The organism is Streptomyces erythrochromogenes, from assembly GCF_036170895.1.
Taxonomy (GTDB): Bacteria; Actinomycetota; Actinomycetes; order Streptomycetales; family Streptomycetaceae; genus Streptomyces; species Streptomyces erythrochromogenes.
This window is the reverse complement of sequence record NZ_CP108036.1, coordinates 993,704-1,011,463: the sequence shown is the minus strand read 5'-3', so window position 1 is coordinate 1,011,463 and position 17,760 is coordinate 993,704. Positions and strand designations below refer to the sequence as shown.

General features: G+C 70.7%; 14 protein-coding genes. 6 read left to right on the top strand and 8 right to left on the bottom strand.

Annotated elements, in window-relative coordinates:
- Positions 1-404: 404 nt before the first annotated feature.
- Positions 405-2,021: a right-handed parallel beta-helix repeat-containing protein gene (locus OHA91_RS04865; protein WP_328738680.1), complete on the top strand. Its 1,617-nt coding sequence runs from the start codon at positions 405-407 to the stop codon at positions 2,019-2,021.
- Positions 2,022-2,161: 140 nt separating this feature from the next.
- Positions 2,162-2,797 carry a TetR family transcriptional regulator gene (locus OHA91_RS04860; RefSeq protein ID WP_328738679.1) on the top strand — a complete coding sequence of 212 codons (636 nt, stop codon included), beginning with the start codon at positions 2,162-2,164 and terminating at the stop codon, positions 2,795-2,797.
- Between the two features lie 878 nt (positions 2,798-3,675).
- Here OHA91_RS04860 and OHA91_RS04855 read toward each other — a convergent pair.
- Positions 3,676-4,614 (bottom strand): glycoside hydrolase family 16 protein, encoded by a 939-nt coding sequence (locus OHA91_RS04855; protein WP_328738678.1) that lies wholly within the window; start codon positions 4,612-4,614, stop codon positions 3,676-3,678.
- A 366-nt stretch (positions 4,615-4,980) separates the two neighbouring features.
- Between OHA91_RS04855 and OHA91_RS04850 the strand changes: the two genes are divergently transcribed.
- The 3 genes from OHA91_RS04850 to OHA91_RS04840 all read left to right on the top strand — a co-directional run bounded on the left by OHA91_RS04850 (position 4,981) and on the right by OHA91_RS04840 (position 8,900).
- Positions 4,981-5,445, top strand: coding sequence for a hypothetical protein (locus OHA91_RS04850; protein ID WP_328738677.1), 465 nt, complete (start codon positions 4,981-4,983; stop codon positions 5,443-5,445).
- A 93-nt stretch (positions 5,446-5,538) separates the two neighbouring features.
- Positions 5,539-7,626, top strand: a complete 2,088-nt coding sequence (locus OHA91_RS04845) for a bifunctional polysaccharide deacetylase/glycosyltransferase family 2 protein (protein WP_408059226.1) — start codon at positions 5,539-5,541, stop codon at positions 7,624-7,626.
- A 2-nt stretch (positions 7,627-7,628) separates the two neighbouring features.
- A complete protein-coding gene (locus OHA91_RS04840; protein ID WP_266494907.1) occupies positions 7,629-8,900 on the top strand; it encodes an acyltransferase family protein in 1,272 nt (423 codons plus the stop codon).
- A 256-nt stretch (positions 8,901-9,156) separates the two neighbouring features.
- Here the strand turns inward: OHA91_RS04840 and OHA91_RS04835 are convergent, their stop codons facing one another.
- The 4 genes from OHA91_RS04835 to OHA91_RS04820 all read right to left on the bottom strand — a co-directional run bounded on the left by OHA91_RS04835 (position 9,157) and on the right by OHA91_RS04820 (position 13,139).
- Positions 9,157-9,372: a DUF6243 family protein gene (locus OHA91_RS04835; RefSeq protein ID WP_328738676.1), complete on the bottom strand. Its 216-nt coding sequence runs from the start codon at positions 9,370-9,372 to the stop codon at positions 9,157-9,159.
- A 405-nt stretch (positions 9,373-9,777) separates the two neighbouring features.
- Positions 9,778-11,553: a BCCT family transporter gene (locus OHA91_RS04830; RefSeq protein ID WP_381621128.1), complete on the bottom strand. Its 1,776-nt coding sequence runs from the start codon at positions 11,551-11,553 to the stop codon at positions 9,778-9,780.
- A 174-nt stretch (positions 11,554-11,727) separates the two neighbouring features.
- A complete protein-coding gene (locus OHA91_RS04825) occupies positions 11,728-12,426 on the bottom strand; it encodes a peptidoglycan recognition protein family protein (RefSeq protein WP_328738675.1) in 699 nt (232 codons plus the stop codon).
- Positions 12,427-12,614: 188 nt separating this feature from the next.
- Positions 12,615-13,139, bottom strand: a complete 525-nt coding sequence (locus tag OHA91_RS04820; RefSeq protein WP_328741080.1) for a DM13 domain-containing protein — start codon at positions 13,137-13,139, stop codon at positions 12,615-12,617.
- Between the two features lie 196 nt (positions 13,140-13,335).
- On the opposite strand from OHA91_RS04820, the gene OHA91_RS04815 reads away from it, so the two are divergent.
- On the top strand, positions 13,336-14,307 hold the full coding sequence (locus OHA91_RS04815) for an SDR family oxidoreductase (protein ID WP_266494919.1): 972 nt from the start codon (positions 13,336-13,338) through the stop codon (positions 14,305-14,307).
- Here OHA91_RS04815 and OHA91_RS04810 read toward each other — a convergent pair.
- From OHA91_RS04810 to OHA91_RS04800, 3 genes are all read right to left on the bottom strand, one after another.
- On the bottom strand, positions 14,298-15,404 hold the full coding sequence (locus OHA91_RS04810) for a helix-turn-helix transcriptional regulator (protein WP_328738674.1): 1,107 nt from the start codon (positions 15,402-15,404) through the stop codon (positions 14,298-14,300). The genes OHA91_RS04815 and OHA91_RS04810 overlap by 10 nt on opposite strands.
- 10 nt (positions 15,405-15,414) lie before the next feature.
- A complete protein-coding gene (locus tag OHA91_RS04805) occupies positions 15,415-16,344 on the bottom strand; it encodes a hypothetical protein (protein ID WP_266494922.1) in 930 nt (309 codons plus the stop codon).
- Positions 16,345-16,619: 275 nt separating this feature from the next.
- Positions 16,620-17,663, bottom strand: coding sequence for a helix-turn-helix transcriptional regulator (locus tag OHA91_RS04800; RefSeq protein ID WP_328738673.1), 1,044 nt, complete (start codon positions 17,661-17,663; stop codon positions 16,620-16,622).
- Between the last annotated feature and the right edge of the window lie 97 nt (positions 17,664-17,760).

Below are 17,760 nucleotides of genomic sequence, written 5' to 3'. Positions count from 1 at the left end.
CGTCGCTGCAGTGTGGGCGTCAACTGATGCCCCATCAATGAGCGTTGACGGCTTCCAGCCCATCCCGAATTCCGAGCCGCCCGGGCTGTGACCCGTGGGCAGGCCGGACACCCTGCGGTCCTCCGCAGCGTCAGTCCGACGCGGCGGTGAAATGACATGCCGTCAGAACGTTTACATCTAGTCCGGGGTTGCGTTCAATTTTCGAGTCTGGAACTGTCACTCGAGTAACTCACCCCCCTCACAGCGGACTTCGGAGCGCACGCCCCCGGGCTTCACTGCCCGGCGCCTTGCCTCGGCGCGGCGATACGGACGAAGTGCCTCCCTTTGCGTGCTCTCTGCTCGCGGCTACGGCCCACGGAGGGCACCAGCCGCTTCATCAGGACAAACTGGGAGACCAGGCAACAGTGAAACGCACGAGCACCCTCGCCCTGACCGCAGCACTGCTCGCTTCATCCGCCCCGCTCGGCCTCGCCACCATGGGAGCCGGTACGGCGCACGCCGCATCCCGCACGTACTTCGTCAGCCCCAGCGGCAACGACAGCAACTCGGGCACGTCCACCCAAGCTCCCTTCCGGACCCTCCAGAAGGCCGCGGACAGCGTCGAGCCGGGTGACACCGTCTCGATCATGAACGGCACGTACTCCGAGCGTTCTGCGGGGTCGAACGTGCTGACCATCAAGCGCTCCGGCCGCGCCGGAGCCCCCATTACCTTCACCGCCCATCCCGGCCACCGTCCGGTGATCCACCCGGTGAAGGCGTGGAACGGCATCGGCGTCTACGGCGCCTCCTACATCTCCATCAAAAACCTAGAGGTCAAGGGCAACAACGGGGCCCTCACTCTGGCCGGAGCTGAACGGGAATCGAAGAAGGGCGACCCCACCTACAACACCAACTGCATCTCCCTGGAACGGGACCGGTCCACGGGTGCGCTGTCGCACCACGTCGAGGTGACCGGCAACGAGGTGCACGGTTGCGCCGGCGGCGGCATATCGGCCATCGACTCCGACCACGTGACCATCTCCGGCAACCACGTGCATGGGAACTCCTGGTACGCGGTGTACGGAACCAGTGGCATCTCCGTCCTCACCCCGCGCGACGTAGGCGGCGGCGACGCCGGTACGTACAAGATCCGCATCACCGGCAACCGCGTCCACGACAACGAGACCAAGATCAAATGGGAGAAGTGCGGCTGCTACTCCGACGGCAACGGCATCATCATCGACACCCTCAAGGGCGACGCCGATCACCCCGCCTACAACGGACGCGTACTGGTCGCCAACAACCTCTCCTACGACAACGGCGGCTCCGGCATCCACTCCTACAAGAGCCAGCACGTCGACATCGTCCACAACACGGCCTACGGGAACGGGCGCAGCACCCGCATGGAGAGCTACGCCAACATTTTCGCCCATGACAGTACCGATGTGCGGCTGCTCAACAACATCGCGTACGGCCGGCCGGGGCAAGCGACGAACAGCAAGTCCCGCAATGTGGACGTCACCTACGACTACAACGTCTACTTCGGCGGTAAGGCCCCCGAGGTCCAGGGCCCGAACGATGTCATCGCCGATCCGAAGTTCGCCAAGGCGGGCACCGGGGCGGACGCGGACTTCCGGCTGAGCGAGGGCTCCCCGGCCGCCGGCTCTGGTACACCGTTCGCCGCCGTCACCACCGACTTCACCGGAGCCCGCCGAGCCGTTGGCACGCCCGACCGGGGCGCCTACGGTTTCGGCGCCAAGAGCAGCGACGTCCCGGGAAGTGCCTCCGACGCCTCCTCCCCCGGTCGGCAAGAGGACACCCCCGCCGGGAGCGGCCAGTCCGCCGGAAGTGACCCCGCCACCTCACCGGGCGGGCAAGCCGGCGACGGCACCGATGGCGTCTCTGGGCTGAAGCCGCACAGCGGAAGCGGTCCGCTCGCAGAGACGGGCGGCTCCAACCCGGCACTGCCGCTCGGCATCGCGGCGGTGGTCCTCGCCCTCGGCGGCGGGCTCCTCTTCGTGGCGCGGCGCAAGCGCTCCTGATTCCTGCGGATCACTCGGAGCGCCAGGACGTGGTGCCGGCCCCGCCGCCTCTCCAGGGGTCGGCACCACCGCGCCCGCCGGACCCGCACTCACGAGCCCGGTTCGCCGAACGGACTTCGGCCCCTGGCAGACTGGCCACTATGGCGGCGGCAAGGCACCGGATCGAAGTGGCGGCACTCACAGGTGATCCTGTACCCGACCCCCCGCGCGTTGCCTGGCGCAAACAGATGAGGCAGCGCGTATTGGACGCCGCTCGCGACCTCACGTGCGAAGCCGGCTGGGACCAGGTCAGCCTCTTGGCCGTCGCTGTCCGCGCCGAAGTGTCGCGCCCGTCGGTGTACAAGGAGTTCGGCAACCGTGCCGGCCTGGGCCGTGCGCTGGTAGTCCGTGAAACCCAGCAGTTTCTGGCGGGTGTGGCCGATGTCCTCTATCCGGGCGTGCCCGATTCCCATGCCTGCCTCCGGGTGGCCATCCTGTATGTACTTCAGGAGGCCGACAACCAGCCCCTCATAAGGGCCGTCATCACAGCCGCCCGAAAGGGCTCCGACAGCCTCCTGCCCTACCTCACCGCCCGAGCGGACCCGATCTTCGATGCCGGTCAAACCCTCGTCCAGGGCTGGCTGGCCACGCGATACCCACATCAGCACACAGAGTCCGTGCAGATGGCCGCGGACGTCATCGTCCGCATGACCATCAGCCATCTCATCCTGCCGACCGACGAACAACACCTCACCGCACAAAGACTGGCGACTGCAGCCCTGAAGCTGCTGCAGTAAGTCGACCTGCAACGGGAGCGGCGGGGCGTTGTCCCGAAGGCGGTTCGGCACCGGGCAGTCCGCCAGACCGATCATCGGATGGACTCGCGGGAAAGAGTGATCACCCGACGCTCCCAACAGCAGCCCAACTCCCATGAACTTCGAATCGAGGACGCCAACGGTCTCACCGACGCGAGCATCACCCACCGGTGCCGATTCGGCAGCCGCACGGGCACTCGGCGTCACCGGATCACCTCCTGCTCGCGCTGGCGGCGAGCCGCGACCCCCACGGGCAGGCCGTCCCGCAACACCACGGCTTGCGACGGGGCCAGATCCAGGAGGGTACGAATCGCATCGTTCGCTCAACTCGGCGAGCGAGGTGTGCTGGTGTCGTTGGCTCTGCACCGACGGGAGATGCTGATCGTGCTGTTGATCGGCTGTCACAGCGGATCGCCACGCTCGCGGACAGCCAATGAATGCGTTGGTGTGCCCACTCCTGAGTTGGGCCTTGGTCCCCGACCGGGCGGCGCGTTCGAAGCGATCGACGAGCGGATCACCCGGATGCGGATGGGGGTCACTCGCCGTGGAGAAGGAGGCCGAGGCCCTGTCGCGCCGATGGCGGCTGCCCGTGGCGGCGGGCCGGATCCCCAACCTCCCGGTCCCGGGCCGAACCTCGGCAAGAACCAGGGCCTCGTCAGCACCCTCGTCACAGCACAGCTGACCGGAGAACCCCTGCGTCGGCGGGCCGCGCCGAGGACGACGCGCGACGACATCTGCGCGCGGGACTGCGCACGGATGGCTGTCGCGCCGATGGATGCCGTGCGTCCCCGCACCCGGGGACGCGTACGTCTGCAAGATCCTCGCAGACCGGGCGGAGAGCGGCCGTGTCCGGGACGGGGTCAGGCCTTCGGGACGGTGTTGATGTGGTTGATGCCGGTGTTGTAGAAGCCGTCCACCGTCTTTTGGACGTCCGCCTGGGACACGGCCTCGTCGGCCTTGAAGTAGACCCAGTTGACCTTCATGTCCCATGTGCGCGGGCCGCTTGCGAAGGGGAGGTCGACGAACCAGTTGCTGAAGTGGATGTCCATCTTCTCGCGCGGGACGTACTTGCCGGAGCTGGTGAACAGGTCCTTGCCGTCCAGCGAGTAGGTGACCTTTCCGTCCATGGCGGTGATCATCAGGGTGTGCCAGCCCTCGAGGCGCTGCTTGAGCGTGTGGTTGACCCGGTCCGGCGGATCGGCCTTGTACCAGCTGACGTTGTCGAGCCGCGGACCCGTCGAGCCCCAGCCGCCGTTCGGCAGGTACTCGAAGTCGAGTTCGCTGTAGTCGTCCGAGGCGTCCGAAGGGGAGATCGGGAAGAAGGTCTGGACGACGTGGTCGCCGTTGCGGCCGCTTGTCGGCCTGTCGCTGAAGTGGACCCGGGCGGCGAAGGTCCCCGTGAAGAGGTTCTTGCCGGTGCTCTGCACCTCGACCTGCCTGGTGCCCCGCTCGGTGCCGTCGGTGGAGGACTGCAGCTGTAGGACCCTGCCGCCCTGGGCGGTCGTGTCGGAGGGGAAGCCCGCGCCGGTGGTGGACCAGGTGTTCTTGATCCCCGGGCCGCCCCCGTCGGTCCGGACCTCCCACCCGTGGGCGGCGAGCGAGGGGTCGTCGGGGCCGCTGTAGTGGAAGTTGTCGAACAGGGTTCCCGGCGGTCCGGACGGGGTCGGCGAGGCGTCGGCGGCGGGCGCGGCGGCATCGTCGACCGGGCCACCGGAACACGCCGCGAGGACGCACAAGAGGGCGGGAAGCGTGAGCGCGGTCCACGCGCGACGACGAGAGATGCGGCGAGGCTGGCTCACAGGGACTCCTTGGGGCGTACGAGGCGGTTCTGGACACGCCCTCTTGCATGGGACCGGCAGCTGATCCGACGAGGGCGACATCCTAAGGCTCCGGCGAAGGGAGTTTGGCTGAAACTAGCTCCTACCAGTCCCGGCCCGTGCCCGGCGACCGTAGGGCGGGCCTACTGGCCGGTACCGGCAAATGGCGTTTCGATCCGGTCACGGCGCCTGGATAGATTGGTCTAAAGAGATATATCGGGCCCAATTCGGCACGGGTCGATGCGCTAGCGTTCGCCCTGCGATCCGGTGGTCTACGTACCCTGCAATGGAAGGCCTCGCAAGGTGCGCCCAGTTATCAATTCCAGCCAGCATGGATCGACGCACCCCATGGGGTCTGAAATGTCCGACTCGGGCCTTGATGTGCCCGCTCCCGCACCGGTGTTCGTCGACGAGTCGGGTCTGCGCGGTCGCCTGCTGCGTGGCTTCGGCTGGCCGGTCTCCGTCGTCGGCGCCGTCCTGGCGGTCGCCATGGCGAGCAGCCTGGTCGGTGTGCAGGCGGACGCCCCGGCGATGGGCGTACCCGCTCAGCCCTCACGGTCGCCCGTTGCGTCACGCACCCCCGTGCCGCCGCTGTCGTCCACCCCGTCGTCCCCGTCGGCCGCGTCGCCCGCGCCCCTGACGGTCGCGCGGTCCGCGACACCCCGGACGAAGGACCCGGCCGCCACGTCGAAGGCCGCGGCAACCCCGTCGAAGACCGCAGCCGCCATCACGAAGACCGGGGCGACACCGAAGCCCGGCGCCACCGCGCCGCGCGGGGCGAAGCCTTCGGGCCAGCCGGCCAAGCAGCCCTGATCACCCGCACCACCATCTCCAGGAGCGTCATTGTCCCGCCACCAGCGCCGCCGGCAGTCCCTGCTGAGGCCGCGCCGACTGGCCGCGCCGCCGTTGCGCTTCTTCATGCCGCTGTCCCTGCTGGCCTGCCTGCTCGCGCTCCTCGTCCTGCGCGGCCTCGCCACCAACGAGGCGTTCCACGACTCCCGGATCGCGATCTCGGTCGACAAGGACACCGTGCCGCAGAGCCTGCTCAAGGGCGGCCCGGTCATCGACGCGCGCGGCGCCAAGAACGAGCACCCGGTGAGCTACCACATCCCCGACCGGACCGCGGTGCTGAGCTTCGACGACGGTCCCTCGCCCGAGTGGACTCCGAAGATCCTGGAGGTGCTCGCGTCCCGCAAGGTCCGGGCGGACTTCTTCGTCACCGGCGCGATGACCACGCGCAACCCGGAACTGATCCGACAGATCGTCGCGGGCGGCCACGAACTCGGCGTGCACACCTTCACCCACCCCGACCTGGTGTACCAGTCCCACGCCCGGATCAGCTGGGAGCTCGCGCAGACGCAGCTGGCGCTGGCCGGCGTCGCGGGCGTCCACTCCGCTCTGTTCCGCCCGCCGTACTCCTCCGACGCGACCGCGATGGACGACTGGAACTACCCGGTGATCAAGTACGTGGGCGCGCGGGGCTACCTCACCGCGTTCATCGACCGCGACACCGACGACTGGAAGCGCCCCGGCGTCGACGCGATCGTCAAGGCCGCGATGCCCGCCAAGCCGGGAGCCGGCGCGCTGATCCTGCTGCACGACGCGGGTGGCGACCGCACCCAGACCCTCGCCGCGCTCGTGCAGATCATCGACAAGCTGCAGGCCGACGGCTACCGCTTCACCACCATCTCCGACGCCCTCGGTGCCTCCAGCGCCACCGTGCCGGTGGACGGATTCCAGCTGTGGGCGGGCAAGGGATTCATCTGGGCCACCCAGGTCGCCGTGCACACCCTGCCGGTGCTGGTCGGGCTGCTGGCCGTCGTCGGCTTCCTCAACTTCGGGCGCTTCGCGCTGATGATCGTCCTGGCACCGATCCATGCCCGCCGCTCCAAACGGCGCGACGCCTGGGGGCCACCGGTGACCGAGCCGGTCACCGTACTGGTCCCGGCCTACAACGAACGCGAGTGCGTAGCCAACACCCTCCGCTCCCTGGCCGCAGGCGACCATCCGATCGAGGTGATCGTCATCGACGACGGCTCCACGGACGGCACCGCGGACATCGTGGAGGAGATGGACCTGCCGTTCGTGCGGTTGATCCGCAAGGCCAACGGTGGCAAGTCCACCGCGCTCAACACCGGAATCGCGGCCGCCTCGCACGACATCATCGTGATGATGGACGGCGACACAGTCTTCGAGCCGTCCACCGTGCGAGAGCTGGTCCAGCCCTTCGCGGACGCGGCGATCGGCGCGGTCGCGGGCAACGCCAAGGTCGGCAACCGAGAGAGCCTGATCGGCGCCTGGCAGCACATCGAGTACGTCCTCGGCCACAACCTGGACCGCCGGATGTACGACGTGCTGGGCGTCATCCCGACGATCCCCGGTGCGGTCGGCGCCTTCCGCAAGGAGGCCCTGCGGCGGGTCGGCGGGATGAGCGACGACACCCTCGCCGAGGACACCGACATCACCATCGCCGTGCTCTGCGACGGCTGGCGGATCGTCTACGCCGAGCACGCCCGCGCCTGGACCGAGGCCCCCGCCAGCCTCCAGCAGCTCTGGTCCCAGCGGTACCGCTGGAGCTACGGCAGCATGCAGGCGATGTGGAAGCACCGCGGTGCCGTGACCTCCCGCGGCCCGGCCGGGCGCTTCGGCCGGCTCGGGCTGCCGCTGATCGTGCTGTTCGGTGTGGTCGCCCCGCTGCTGGCGCCGCTGGTCGACATGTTCCTGCTGTACGGCGTGCTGTTCGGGGACGCCCCGATCACCCTCACCAGCTGGGGCGGCTTCATCCTGCTCCAGGCCGCACTGTCCTGGTACGCCTTCCGGCTCGACCGCGAGAAGCCCTGGCACCTGATCAGCCTGCCGATCCAGCAACTGGTCTACCGGCAGCTCATGTACATCGTCCTGTTGCAGTCCGCGATCACGGCGATGACCGGTGGCCGACTGCGCTGGCAGAAGCTCCGGCGCACCGGTGAGGTCGCCGTGCCGGTGGAGGCCTGACCATGCACGCGTCCACCGGACTCGACCGCAACCGGGACACCATCCAGCTGAGAGTCCCAGCCGCGCTGCGGGCCGAGCCGAATCCGGAGCCACAGGAGTCGGAGCCGCATGAGTCGGTGCCGGCCTCGCACAAGGGCGGCCGCGACCGCTATCTCGACCTGCTGCGTGCGCTGGCGCTGGCGCGAGTGGTGCTCTACCACAACTTCGGCTGGTTCTGGCTGCCTCTCGTCTTCCCGTCGATGGGCGTGATGTTCGCCCTGGCCGGCGCACTGATGGCCCGCTCGCTCAGCCGTCCCGCGCTCGGGGTGGTCCGCGGCCGACTGCGCCGGCTGCTGCCGCCGATGTGGCTGTTCGGTGCCGTCATGATCGCCCTCCAGATCCTCGCGGGCTGGGGCCCCCAGGCCGAGGGCCACCCCACTTGGTGGTGGGCCAAGCTGGCCTTCTGGATCCTGCCGTTGAGCACCCCTCCGTACGCGGACGAGCTCTCCGGTTTCGGGCTCGTGGAACACACCTGGGCCGCGCAGGTCATCGTCCCGCTCTGGTACCTCCGGGCCTACCTCTGGTACGTCCTCTTCTCGCCGCTGCTGCTGCGGGCACTGCGACGCTTCCCCGTGGCGACGCTGTCCGCCCCCCTGGCGATGGTGATCGTCATGAACGCGCTCTTCGCCGACCAGGAGTTCGTCTACGGCCGGGTCTGGGAGACCGCCAACGACTTCGCCACCTTCGGTGCCTGCTGGATCCTCGGCATGGCCCACCAGGAGGGGCTGCTCAGGAAGATCCCGCAGTACGTACTGCCGTCCGTCGCGCCGCTGATCATGGTGGCCGGCTTCTGGTACCTGCAGACCCGTCCGGTCGATCCGACCGTGGCAACCGACATCGAGTCCTGGCCGATCGCCCAGGCCCTGTGGTCCGTCGGCTTCGTCGCCATCCTGCTCCACGTCAGCCCGTCCTGGGAGCGGTGGCCCCGGCCACTGGAACGCTGGAACGGCCTGGTCAGCCTGCTCAACGCACGCGCCGTCAGCGTCTACCTCTGGCACCAGGCCGCCCTGGTGGCCGCCGTCCCGCTGATCGACCCGCTCTGGAGCGTCCCCTTCGTCTACGCGAACTTCCAGTGGCTGCTGGCCAGCCAGTGGTTCACGCTGCTGGTGGCGCTCCCGCTGATCGGGCTGCTGGTGCTGACCTTCGGCTGGCTCGAGGACGTGGCCGCCAAACGCTCGCCGCGGCTCCTGCCGTACCCGCGCCGCGGACGGGGCAGGCGCCGGGCGGCCGGCTGACGGGGCCGCCGACCGGTGCCGACCGCACCCGGACGCCGTGTTCTCGGTGCGCCCGCAGCTGCTGACCGGGTGACGCGAGGGGGACCGGGAGCGTCGCGGATCAGGCTCCGTTCACCAGCCCACGCCGACAGCGCCGACATCCGTGATGTCGGGAGGGCGAAGTGGGCGAGTGATGACCTTCACTCCCCGGCAGGACCGGTCGGTCGTCGTGACCGGCGGAACGCGCGGCACCACCACCTGATGCCCGTGCGGTGCGTCAGCTCTGTGCGGTGTCGTCGCTCGCCTGCTCGGCGGCCTCGGCTGCGCGTGCCTTCTCGCGCATCTTGCGCACCAGCTCCGCCTTCTTGTCGGCGGCACCCTGGCGGTCGAGGTTGCGGTGCGGGCCGTTGTTCTGGCGTTCGGCGCGGGACAGCTTCTTGCGCTGGCCGCCGCCCTGGCCCACGGGGTTGTTGATGTTCTTGCTGTCGGTCACGGGTTCTCCCGGTGGTGATGTGAAGTGATCTACGGACTCATCGGTGGGGGACGGGCGGCGGCGTCCGAGGACGCCGGCAGGGGCCCATCACGCCCTCACTCGTAGATCGGCCTCTGGAAGAACATGACAAAGACGGTACCCGGTTCCGCCGGCCCCGCGCGCCAACCCTTTCGCCGCCCCGGCGCAGGCCCCTCCTTCGGCGAGCGCGCCTGCGCCAACGCGGGCAGCGCCGGGAACACGATCACCGAGCCCTCCTCGCCGCGGGCAGTCTCAGGCGCTCTGCCATCGGGCCAGGCGGCGGTCGGCCTTGCCCAGCACCGTGTTGATGGCGTGCACCGCCGAGTCGAGTCCCAGCGAGACACCGGGCCCCGCCCGCCGCTCACCCCGTTGGTGCCGTCGCGCTGGTCAGCTGGTCGTGGGCGGGGTTTCCGGGTCGTCCTTGCGGTCGCGGTCGTCCTTCGTCGCCCCGGGTGACTCGTCCTGCGCCGGGCCGATGCGGATCTCGAACTCGCCCGCGTACTTCTCGTGGCCCGCGATCACGGCATCCTCCATCGCCTCCTCCGCGAGTTCGACCCGGACGATGAGCGGGTCCTTGCGGAGGTCCCGCAGGAGGGCCCAGCACATGCCGATCATGACGAGGACGAAGGGGGCGGCGACGAGGATCGTCAAGTGCTGCAGACCCGCGAGGGCGTCGCCCTTGCCCTCCCCGACCAGCAGCATCACGGCCGCCACACCACCGGTCACCACGCCCCAGAAGACGACGATGAACCGGGCGGGTTCGAAGGACCCCTTCTGGGAGAGGGTGCCCATCACGATCGACGCCGCGTCTGCGCCGGAGACGAAGAAGATCCCGACCAGGACCATCACGAGCAGGCTCATCACACCGGCGATCGGGAACTCCTGGAGCACGCCGAAGAGCTGTGCCTCGGGCGTGGTCGCGTCGCCCAGGTCCCCCTGCTCCTGCAGCCGCATGGCCGTACCGCCGAAGATGGCGAACCAGACCAGGCTCACGGCGCTCGGCACCAGGATGACACCGCCGATGAACTGGCGGATCGTACGGCCCCGGCTGATGCGGGCGATGAACATGCCGACGAACGGCGTCCAGGAGATCCACCACGCCCAGTAGAAGACCGTCCAGCTGCTCAGCCAGTCGGCGACGTCACCGCCGCCCGTGGACGCCTCGGTGCGGCCGACCAGCTGGGGCAGCTCCTCGAAGTACGCGGCGAGGGAGGTGGGGATCAGGTCGAGCACCAGGATCGTGGGGCCGACGACGAAGACGAAGGCCGCGAGGGTCACGGCCAGCACCATGTTGATGTTGGAGAGCCATTGGATGCCCTTCTCCACGCCGGAGACGGCGGAGAAGACGAAGCAGACCGTCAGCACGCCGATGATGGCGACGAGCAGCCCCGTCCCCGCTTTGCTCAGCCAGCCCACCTCGTGCATGCCGCTGCCGATCTGGAGCGCACCGAGGCCCAGGGAGGTCGCGGAGCCGAACAGCGTGGCGAAGATCGCCAGGATGTCGATCACCCGGCCGGGTGCGCCCTCCGCCCGTTCCTTCCCGAGGAGCGGGACGAAGACGGCGCTGATCGTCTGCCGCCTGCGACGCCGGAAGGTGCTGTACGCGATGGCCAGGCCGACCACCGCGTAGATGGCCCACGGGTGCAGTGTCCAGTGGAAGAGCGTGGTGGCGAGTGCCGTCTGCATGGCGTCCGCCGCGTCGGCGGGGTCGGTGCCCGGCGGGGGAGTGGTGTAGTGCGCGAGGGGTTCGCTGACGCCGTAGAACATCAGGCCGATGCCCATGCCGGCGCTGAACATCATGGCGACCCAGGAGACCGTGCTGAACTCCGGCTTCTCGTGCTCCTGGCCCAGCTCGATCCGCCCGTACCGGCTGATGGCGAGCCACAGCGCGAAGACGACGAACCCCGAGGCGGCCAGGACGAAGGCCCAGCCGGCGTTGTGCATCAGGCCGTTCAGCAAGGTGTCGGAGACGCTCTCCAGCGTGCTGGTGGCCGTGACTCCCCAGAGGACGAATCCGAGGGTCAGCACGGCGGTGACTCCGAAGACCACCCGGTCGGTGACGGGCGCCGCGTCCTCGTGCGGATGGGCACCGGGCAGAGCCGCCTTCACGGGCAGCCGCAGCCGCTGCCTCCGTTTGCGCTCCTCCTGGGACACGGGCGGCACCTTTCACGAACTTCGACCGATTTGGCCTCGTGTATCCCGTATCACGACGCGCACACCTGCCCCGGCACCAACAGGCCTCTACCGGGTGCCGCTGTCCGACCGGTTGCGCCGCACGGGTGTCGCGGAAGTCCCCGGAGCACCCGCATGCCGACCTGATCCAGTGAGGTCCACGCCCTAGCGGGGGTACCTCCCGCGGGCCGTGCTGAGTATCTCCCCGGTCTGGGCGGAGCGGAGGGGGCCCGGGCAGGCGTGGCCGCCCCAGTCGCGGCCGCCCATGCTGTGGATGCCGAAGCCGCGGCCCAGCGGTGTGGAGGCGGGCTCGAGGGGCCAGCCGTGCTGGGCCATGCCCCAGGCGTAGATGCGGGCGACGGAGTCCACCTGCTGTGCGGTGAGCGGCCGGCTCGCGAATCCCGAGGTCTCCACCGAGAGCCACGACGGGTTGCCGGTGCCCTGCGCCCAGGCCCGGTCGTGAGCGGAGACGTACTGTTCGATCTCGCCGGACTGTGAGACCCAGAAGTGCGAGGAGGACTGCACCGCCGGGTCGCTGAAGCGGCCGTGGAGCGAGTTCTCGCCCTCCTGCACGTGTAAGACCAGACCCCGCATCTCCCGGATGCCGCCCGGAGTGAAGTTCACCGCCAGCGGTTTGCGGATGGCGTCCGGCATCCATGCCTGGCCGGGTCCGGGGGGTTTCGCGGGGGGTGGCTCTGTCGCGCCGGCCTCGTCCGGTGCCGCCTCCGTCCGGCCGCCGGCCCCGGGGCTGCCGTCGAAGCCGACGACGCCGAAGGCGGTGGCGATGAGTCCGCTGCTCGTGCAGACCATTGCGGTGCGGCGCGACACCAGCCGCGGCTTCGGCCTCGGTTTGCGGTGGGTCACGCGAGCGGCGCCCTGGCTATGGCCCGTCGGGAACGGAGCATCGGTGGGTCCTTTGCTGGACTGACGTTCTCCAGCGGAATGCTTCCCGACCATTAATGTCGGAACGAGACCAAATGATGACCGTTTCGTGACAGGCGGAGGGGCGCCTTCCCGTAGCCCGGGCCGATGGCCGGCTCGTCGTGCCGAGGTCAGGTGAGGGTCGCCGCCCCGAAGGAGACGTCGAAGCGGTCGCACCAGATGGTGACGCTGCTGTAGTCGGCCAGGTTCACATCGGCCGGGATCTCGTAGTTCTGGTCGCCCTTGTTGCCCTTGAGCTTGCCGAGGCTCACGTACTTGCCGTCGTCGAAGACGCGCCAGCCCGCGACGCCCTCCTTCACCGGGGCATCGGTCAACCAGACGCGCAGATCAGGGCCGTTGCTGGTGTCGAGGTTCTCCAGGCGCAGGGTGCGGGACCCGTCGGCGAGGCGGATCAGCTTCGCCGTGCCCGTGGTGGTGTGCTCGTGGCTGATCAGGGCGCCCTGGGCGAGGGTCTGCGGGCCGGCGGCCGGGGGACCGGACGCCGCGCCGCCCGCGGAGGGCTGCTGAGGGGCGGCCGCGCTCGGCAGCGCCTCGCTGACGGTATCGTCCCGCCACAGCTTCCACGGCTGGAACCAGTACGAGCCGATGCCCAGCACCAGCACCACCACCGCCGCGATCAGCACTCCGAGCCACATCCGACCGCGCCGCTTCGTATCCACCACTGCATCCCCACTTCATCACCGGTCCGCTCACCGGCCCGTTCACCGCAATTCAACGCGGCGGTGGCCCGTGGTGCCAGGTCCGGCCTGATGACGAAGTTCTTACGTCCTCTCCGGTGGGTCCGGAGAAAGGGTGACAGGATCTGTCGGGTCTGGCTCGGACGATGGATGCATGAGCAACGAGGACATGACCATCCAGAACGCCGCCCCCGGCCACCCGCAGGGTCCGCTCGCCGGCCGGATCGCGCTCGTGGCGGGAGCGACCCGCGGTGCCGGCCGCGCCCAGGCCGTCGAGCTCGGCCGGGCCGGCGCGACCGTGTACGTCACCGGCCGCACCACCCGGACCCGAGCCAGCGAGGTCGGCCGGACGACCGAAACCATCGAGGAGACCGCGGAGTCGGTCACCGCGGTCGGCGGCACCGGCATCGCGGTGCCCACAGACCACCTCGACGAGGACCGGGTCCGCGCCCTCGCCGACCGGATCGACCGGGAACAGGGACGGCTCGACATACTCGTCAACGACCTGTGGGGCGGCGAGCACCTCCTCGCCGGCTCCGTCTTCGGGAAGAAGAGCTGGGAGACCCCCCTCGCCGACGGCCTGCGCATCCTCGAACTCGGCGTGCGCTCGCACGTGATCACCGCGGCGCTGCTCCTGCCCCTGCTGATCCGTTCCGACGCGCCCCTGCACGTGGAGGTCACCGACGGCACGGCGCGCTCCAACCGCCGCTACCGCGAGAACATGTACTACGACCTGGCCAAGAACGCGCCGATCCGGCTCGCGTTCGGACTGGGCCAGGAGCTGGCGGAGTACGGGGGCACGGCCGTCGCCGTCTCGCCGGGTTTCCTGCGCTCGGAGCAGATGCTCGCGCACTTCGGGGTGGGCGAGGAGAACTGGCGCGACGCGATCGCCCAGGAGCCGGCCTTCGCCGTCGCCGAGTCCCCGCGCTACCTGGCCCGCGGCGTCGCCGCGCTGGCCGCCGATCCCGGCCGGGCGGCCCGCTGGAACGGGAAGTCCACCTCCAGCGCCGAACTCGCGAGGACGTACGGGGTGCGGGACGTGGACGGCAGCCGCCCGGACGCCTGGGCGTACTTCGAGGCCGCCGCCCGCGGCGGCGGGGAGGTCTCCCCCGAGGACTACCGCTGACCCCGCGCCCCCGACGCCTCTCCCGACGCCGCCTCCTTCGGTTCCGGCCGGTAGAGGGCGGCCAGGGCTCCCGCGCGCTCACGGAAGCGGGCGCGCAGGGAGGCCGGGGCGAGCACCTCGACGTCCGCGCCGAGCCGGGCCAGCTGGTCGTAGGCGACGTCCTCGGATTCCGCGGGCAGGGCGAGGGTGACCAGGCCGTCGGCGTCCGGGGCGCTCGCCGACGCCAGCGCGTCCTCGACGGCGGCTCCGTCCACCACGGCCGGCAGCCGGCCCAGCCCCCACGAGGTCAGCCGCACCGTGACGGTGGTGCGCAGCAGGGCGCGGGCGAACTCGTGCGAGCGATCCTGCCAGTGTGCGGCCAGGTCGAAGTCCGCATCCCGCACGAACACCTCCCGGTCGCCGGGGGCGGGCGCCAGGGCCGTGACGCGGTCGACGCGGTACGTGCGCCAGCCGCCGCCGGGTGCGTCGCCGTTCCCGTTTCCGGCCATGTCCCCGGCCATGTCCCCGGCCCGGTCGCGCAGACGGGCCACCACGTACCAGGTGCCCGCCTTCAGGACGAGGCCGTACGGCTCCACCACCCGGGACACCGCGGAAGCCGGCGAGCCGTCCCGGCCCGGCCGGGCGTAGGACAACTCGACGATCCAGTCCGACCACACCGCACGGGCCAGCTCCGGCAGCAGCTCGGGCGCCGACGGATCGCGGAACCAGGCCGGGGCGTCGAGGTGGAAGCGGCGTACCGACGCCTCGGCTGCCGCGCGTACGGACGGCAGGAGAGTGGCCGTCAGCTTCAGCCGGGCGGTGTCCGCCGCGTCCGACAGCCCCAGGTCCCGCAGGGCCGACGGCAGCCCGGACAGGAACAGGGTTTCCGCCTCGGTCGGATGCAGGGTGGTCAGCCGGGTCCGGTAGCCGGGGGCCAGGTGGTAGCCGCCGGTACGGCCGCGCTCCGACCGGACGGGGATGCCGGCCTCCTGCAGGGCCTGGGCGTCGCGGATCACCGTCCGCTCGGAGACGTCCAGTTCGCGGGCGAGGGCGGCGGCGGTCAGGCCGGGGTTCGACTGGACGAGGAGGGCCATACGGATCAGGCGGGCGGCACGCATGCCCCAAGGATCACGGACACGGCGGACGAAAGGCCCCACCCCGTCCGCCGCGCACCGCGCCGGCATGATCGGCGGCCGCGGGCGGGAGCGTCCGATGGACGAACCGGAGGGCGACCGAGCGCGGAGGCTGCCAGACGTGCCGGTCGTCGTACGGCCAGGCGTAGATCGGGGCCCCGTCGCGGACGCAGCCGAGCAGGCCCGGCTCCGAGAGCTCGTGGGCCGACCACTCGTAGAGCTGTTGCAGGCGCGGAACGATCATCCCGAAATCGAGGAGGCGTCCGAACCCGATCTCCCGGTCGAGGTGGGACTGCACCGTGCCGCGGAGCGGGTACTCGGCGGGGAGCACGCGCGACAGCTGCAGGAAGATCCCGGTCATGCCGAGCCGCGGATCACCGAGGAACGGCGCGAGCGGACGCAGCGGGCCCAGTGAGAGGCGGGGCGCCGCGACGAGGGTGTGGGCGTAGAGCACGCGGCAGAGGACGACGTTCATGAAGAACCGCTCGACCTCGTTCTCCGCCTCCGCGAGGCCGCGGTTCTCGAGGTACGCGGCGACCACACTCCCGTTGTGCGCCCGGTACCAGGCCCGGGCGGTGGGGCGGTCGGCGAACGACCGCCAGAGGTCGACCGCGGGCGAGGAGGCCGGCCCGGGCAGCCCGCCGCTGAGGCCCACGGCCTCGCAGCCGTCGCGGAGGATGCGCTCGTTCACCGCACGCCACCACGGACTGCCGGGCCGGTCGCCCGACGCGGGCCGCAGTACGCCCCGCCGTAGCTGCCAGCCCATGAACGACATCGCGGCCCGGCGGAACGGCAGGTGCCGGGGCGCCTTGCCGAAGGGGCCCGAGTAGCAGCGCCTCATCAGGGCCGTCCGCCCGGCGGGGTCGTCGCGGACCCGGGCGACCTGCCGTGCCGCCCACACCGCGGCCGTGACGTCGGACGTCATGCCCACAGGATGCCACGTGGCCGGCCCCCGGCACCGGACCGCGCGGGCGGCGCGGCTGTGGTTCCGCAGCCCCGGCCAGCTGCCGGGGCCACGTGACCGGGGTACGGTTCGGGGCCGTCCCCCACCGAACGGCAGGGTGTCTCCGACTGGTACGACCCCCTGCCCGCGTTCCACGGTAGTCGCGCCCGCTTGCGGCTCGCCGCCGAATCCCCGTCCGGACGACGACGGCCCGGCCCTTGACCCGTGTTCGATGGCCGGGCCGTCGGCCGAGGGGGTCAGGCGCGGCCGGTGACCCCGTACGCCCGCGCGAGTGCGCCCACCGTGTCGGCCATGGCCCGGCGCAGTGCGGCGGGCGCGACGACCTCCACGTCCACGCCGAGCCGCAGCAGTTCACCGCATGCGTGCATGGTGCTCTCCGTCGGTACGACCGCTTCCACCCATCCGTCCCCGCCGACGGCGGTAGCGGTGGCGTCGACCGCCCGCACCACCTCCGGTGCGACGTTGTCGGGCAGGCGCCGGCGTCCTCGCGGGGAGAGGCGGATGGTGGCCGTGCCCGTGTAGCGGCGTGCCTCGAAGTCCGCGAGGTAGGAGGCCCAGTACGCGCCCAGCTCGAAGTCCCGTGGCCGGTCGAACCGTTCGTCGCTCAGGGTCGCGTCGAGAACCTGGGCGACCCGGTAGGTCGCCGCCTTTGCCGCCGCCTTTGCCGCCGCCTTTGCCGGCGCCTTTGCCGGCGCCGTCGCCGTTCCGCTCTCCGTGGCGGCCACGACGTACCAGACGCCGGACTTGAGGACCAGGCCGTAGGGCCGGAGGCGGCGGGACACCTCCTGCGGTGCGCGCCAGCGCCGGTAGCGCGCCTCCACGACCCGCTGCGTGAGCGTCGCGTCGACGAACAGCGGCAGGTACGGGGTCCGCTCGGGCTCCCGGTACCAGCCGGGGGCGTCCACGTGGAACACCGTCGCGGTCCGCGCCGCTTCCTCCCGCGCTCCCGCCGGCAGCGCGGCCAGCAGCTTCAGCCGCGCCGCCGACACCTCCGCCGCCAGCCCCAGGTCGGCGGCCGCGTCCGGCAGCCCGGCGAAGAGCAGCGCCCGCGCCTCGCCCTCGGTCATCCCGGTCAGGCGGGTGCGATAGCCGCCGAGCAGCCGGTAACCGCCCCCGCGCCCGGGCTCCGCACAGACCGGTACCCCGGCGCCCTGCAGCCGTTCCACGTCGCGGTAGGCCGTCCGCACGGACACGCCCAGCTCCTCGGCGATCGCCCGGGCGGACATGCGGCCACGGGATTGCAACAACAGCAGGACCGACAGCAGGCGACCGGCAGACATGTGCCCATTCTCCGCGGAAACCCTGACAGCACCTGGCACGCCCGCGGCCTACCGTCAGTGCGACCCGCCCCGCCCCGCCCCGACCCGACCCGACCCG

Excerpts from the sequence above, each read along its gene's own strand:
- OHA91_RS04860 (WP_328738679.1), top strand. The coding sequence starts at position 2,162 with ATGGCGGCGGCAAGGCACCGGATCGAAGTGGCGGCACTCACAGGTGAT.
- OHA91_RS04850 (WP_328738677.1), top strand. The coding sequence starts at position 4,981 with ATGGGGTCTGAAATGTCCGACTCGGGCCTTGATGTGCCCGCTCCCGCA.
- OHA91_RS04840 (WP_266494907.1), top strand. The coding sequence starts at position 7,629 with ATGCACGCGTCCACCGGACTCGACCGCAACCGGGACACCATCCAGCTG.
- OHA91_RS04820 (WP_328741080.1), bottom strand. The coding sequence starts at position 13,139 with ATGTGGCTCGGAGTGCTGATCGCGGCGGTGGTGGTGCTGGTGCTGGGC.
- OHA91_RS04815 (WP_266494919.1), top strand. The coding sequence starts at position 13,336 with ATGAGCAACGAGGACATGACCATCCAGAACGCCGCCCCCGGCCACCCG.
- OHA91_RS04810 (WP_328738674.1), bottom strand. The coding sequence starts at position 15,404 with ATGCGTGCCGCCCGCCTGATCCGTATGGCCCTCCTCGTCCAGTCGAAC.
- OHA91_RS04805 (WP_266494922.1), bottom strand. The coding sequence starts at position 16,344 with ATGACGTCCGACGTCACGGCCGCGGTGTGGGCGGCACGGCAGGTCGCC.
- OHA91_RS04800 (WP_328738673.1), bottom strand. The coding sequence starts at position 17,663 with ATGTCTGCCGGTCGCCTGCTGTCGGTCCTGCTGTTGTTGCAATCCCGT.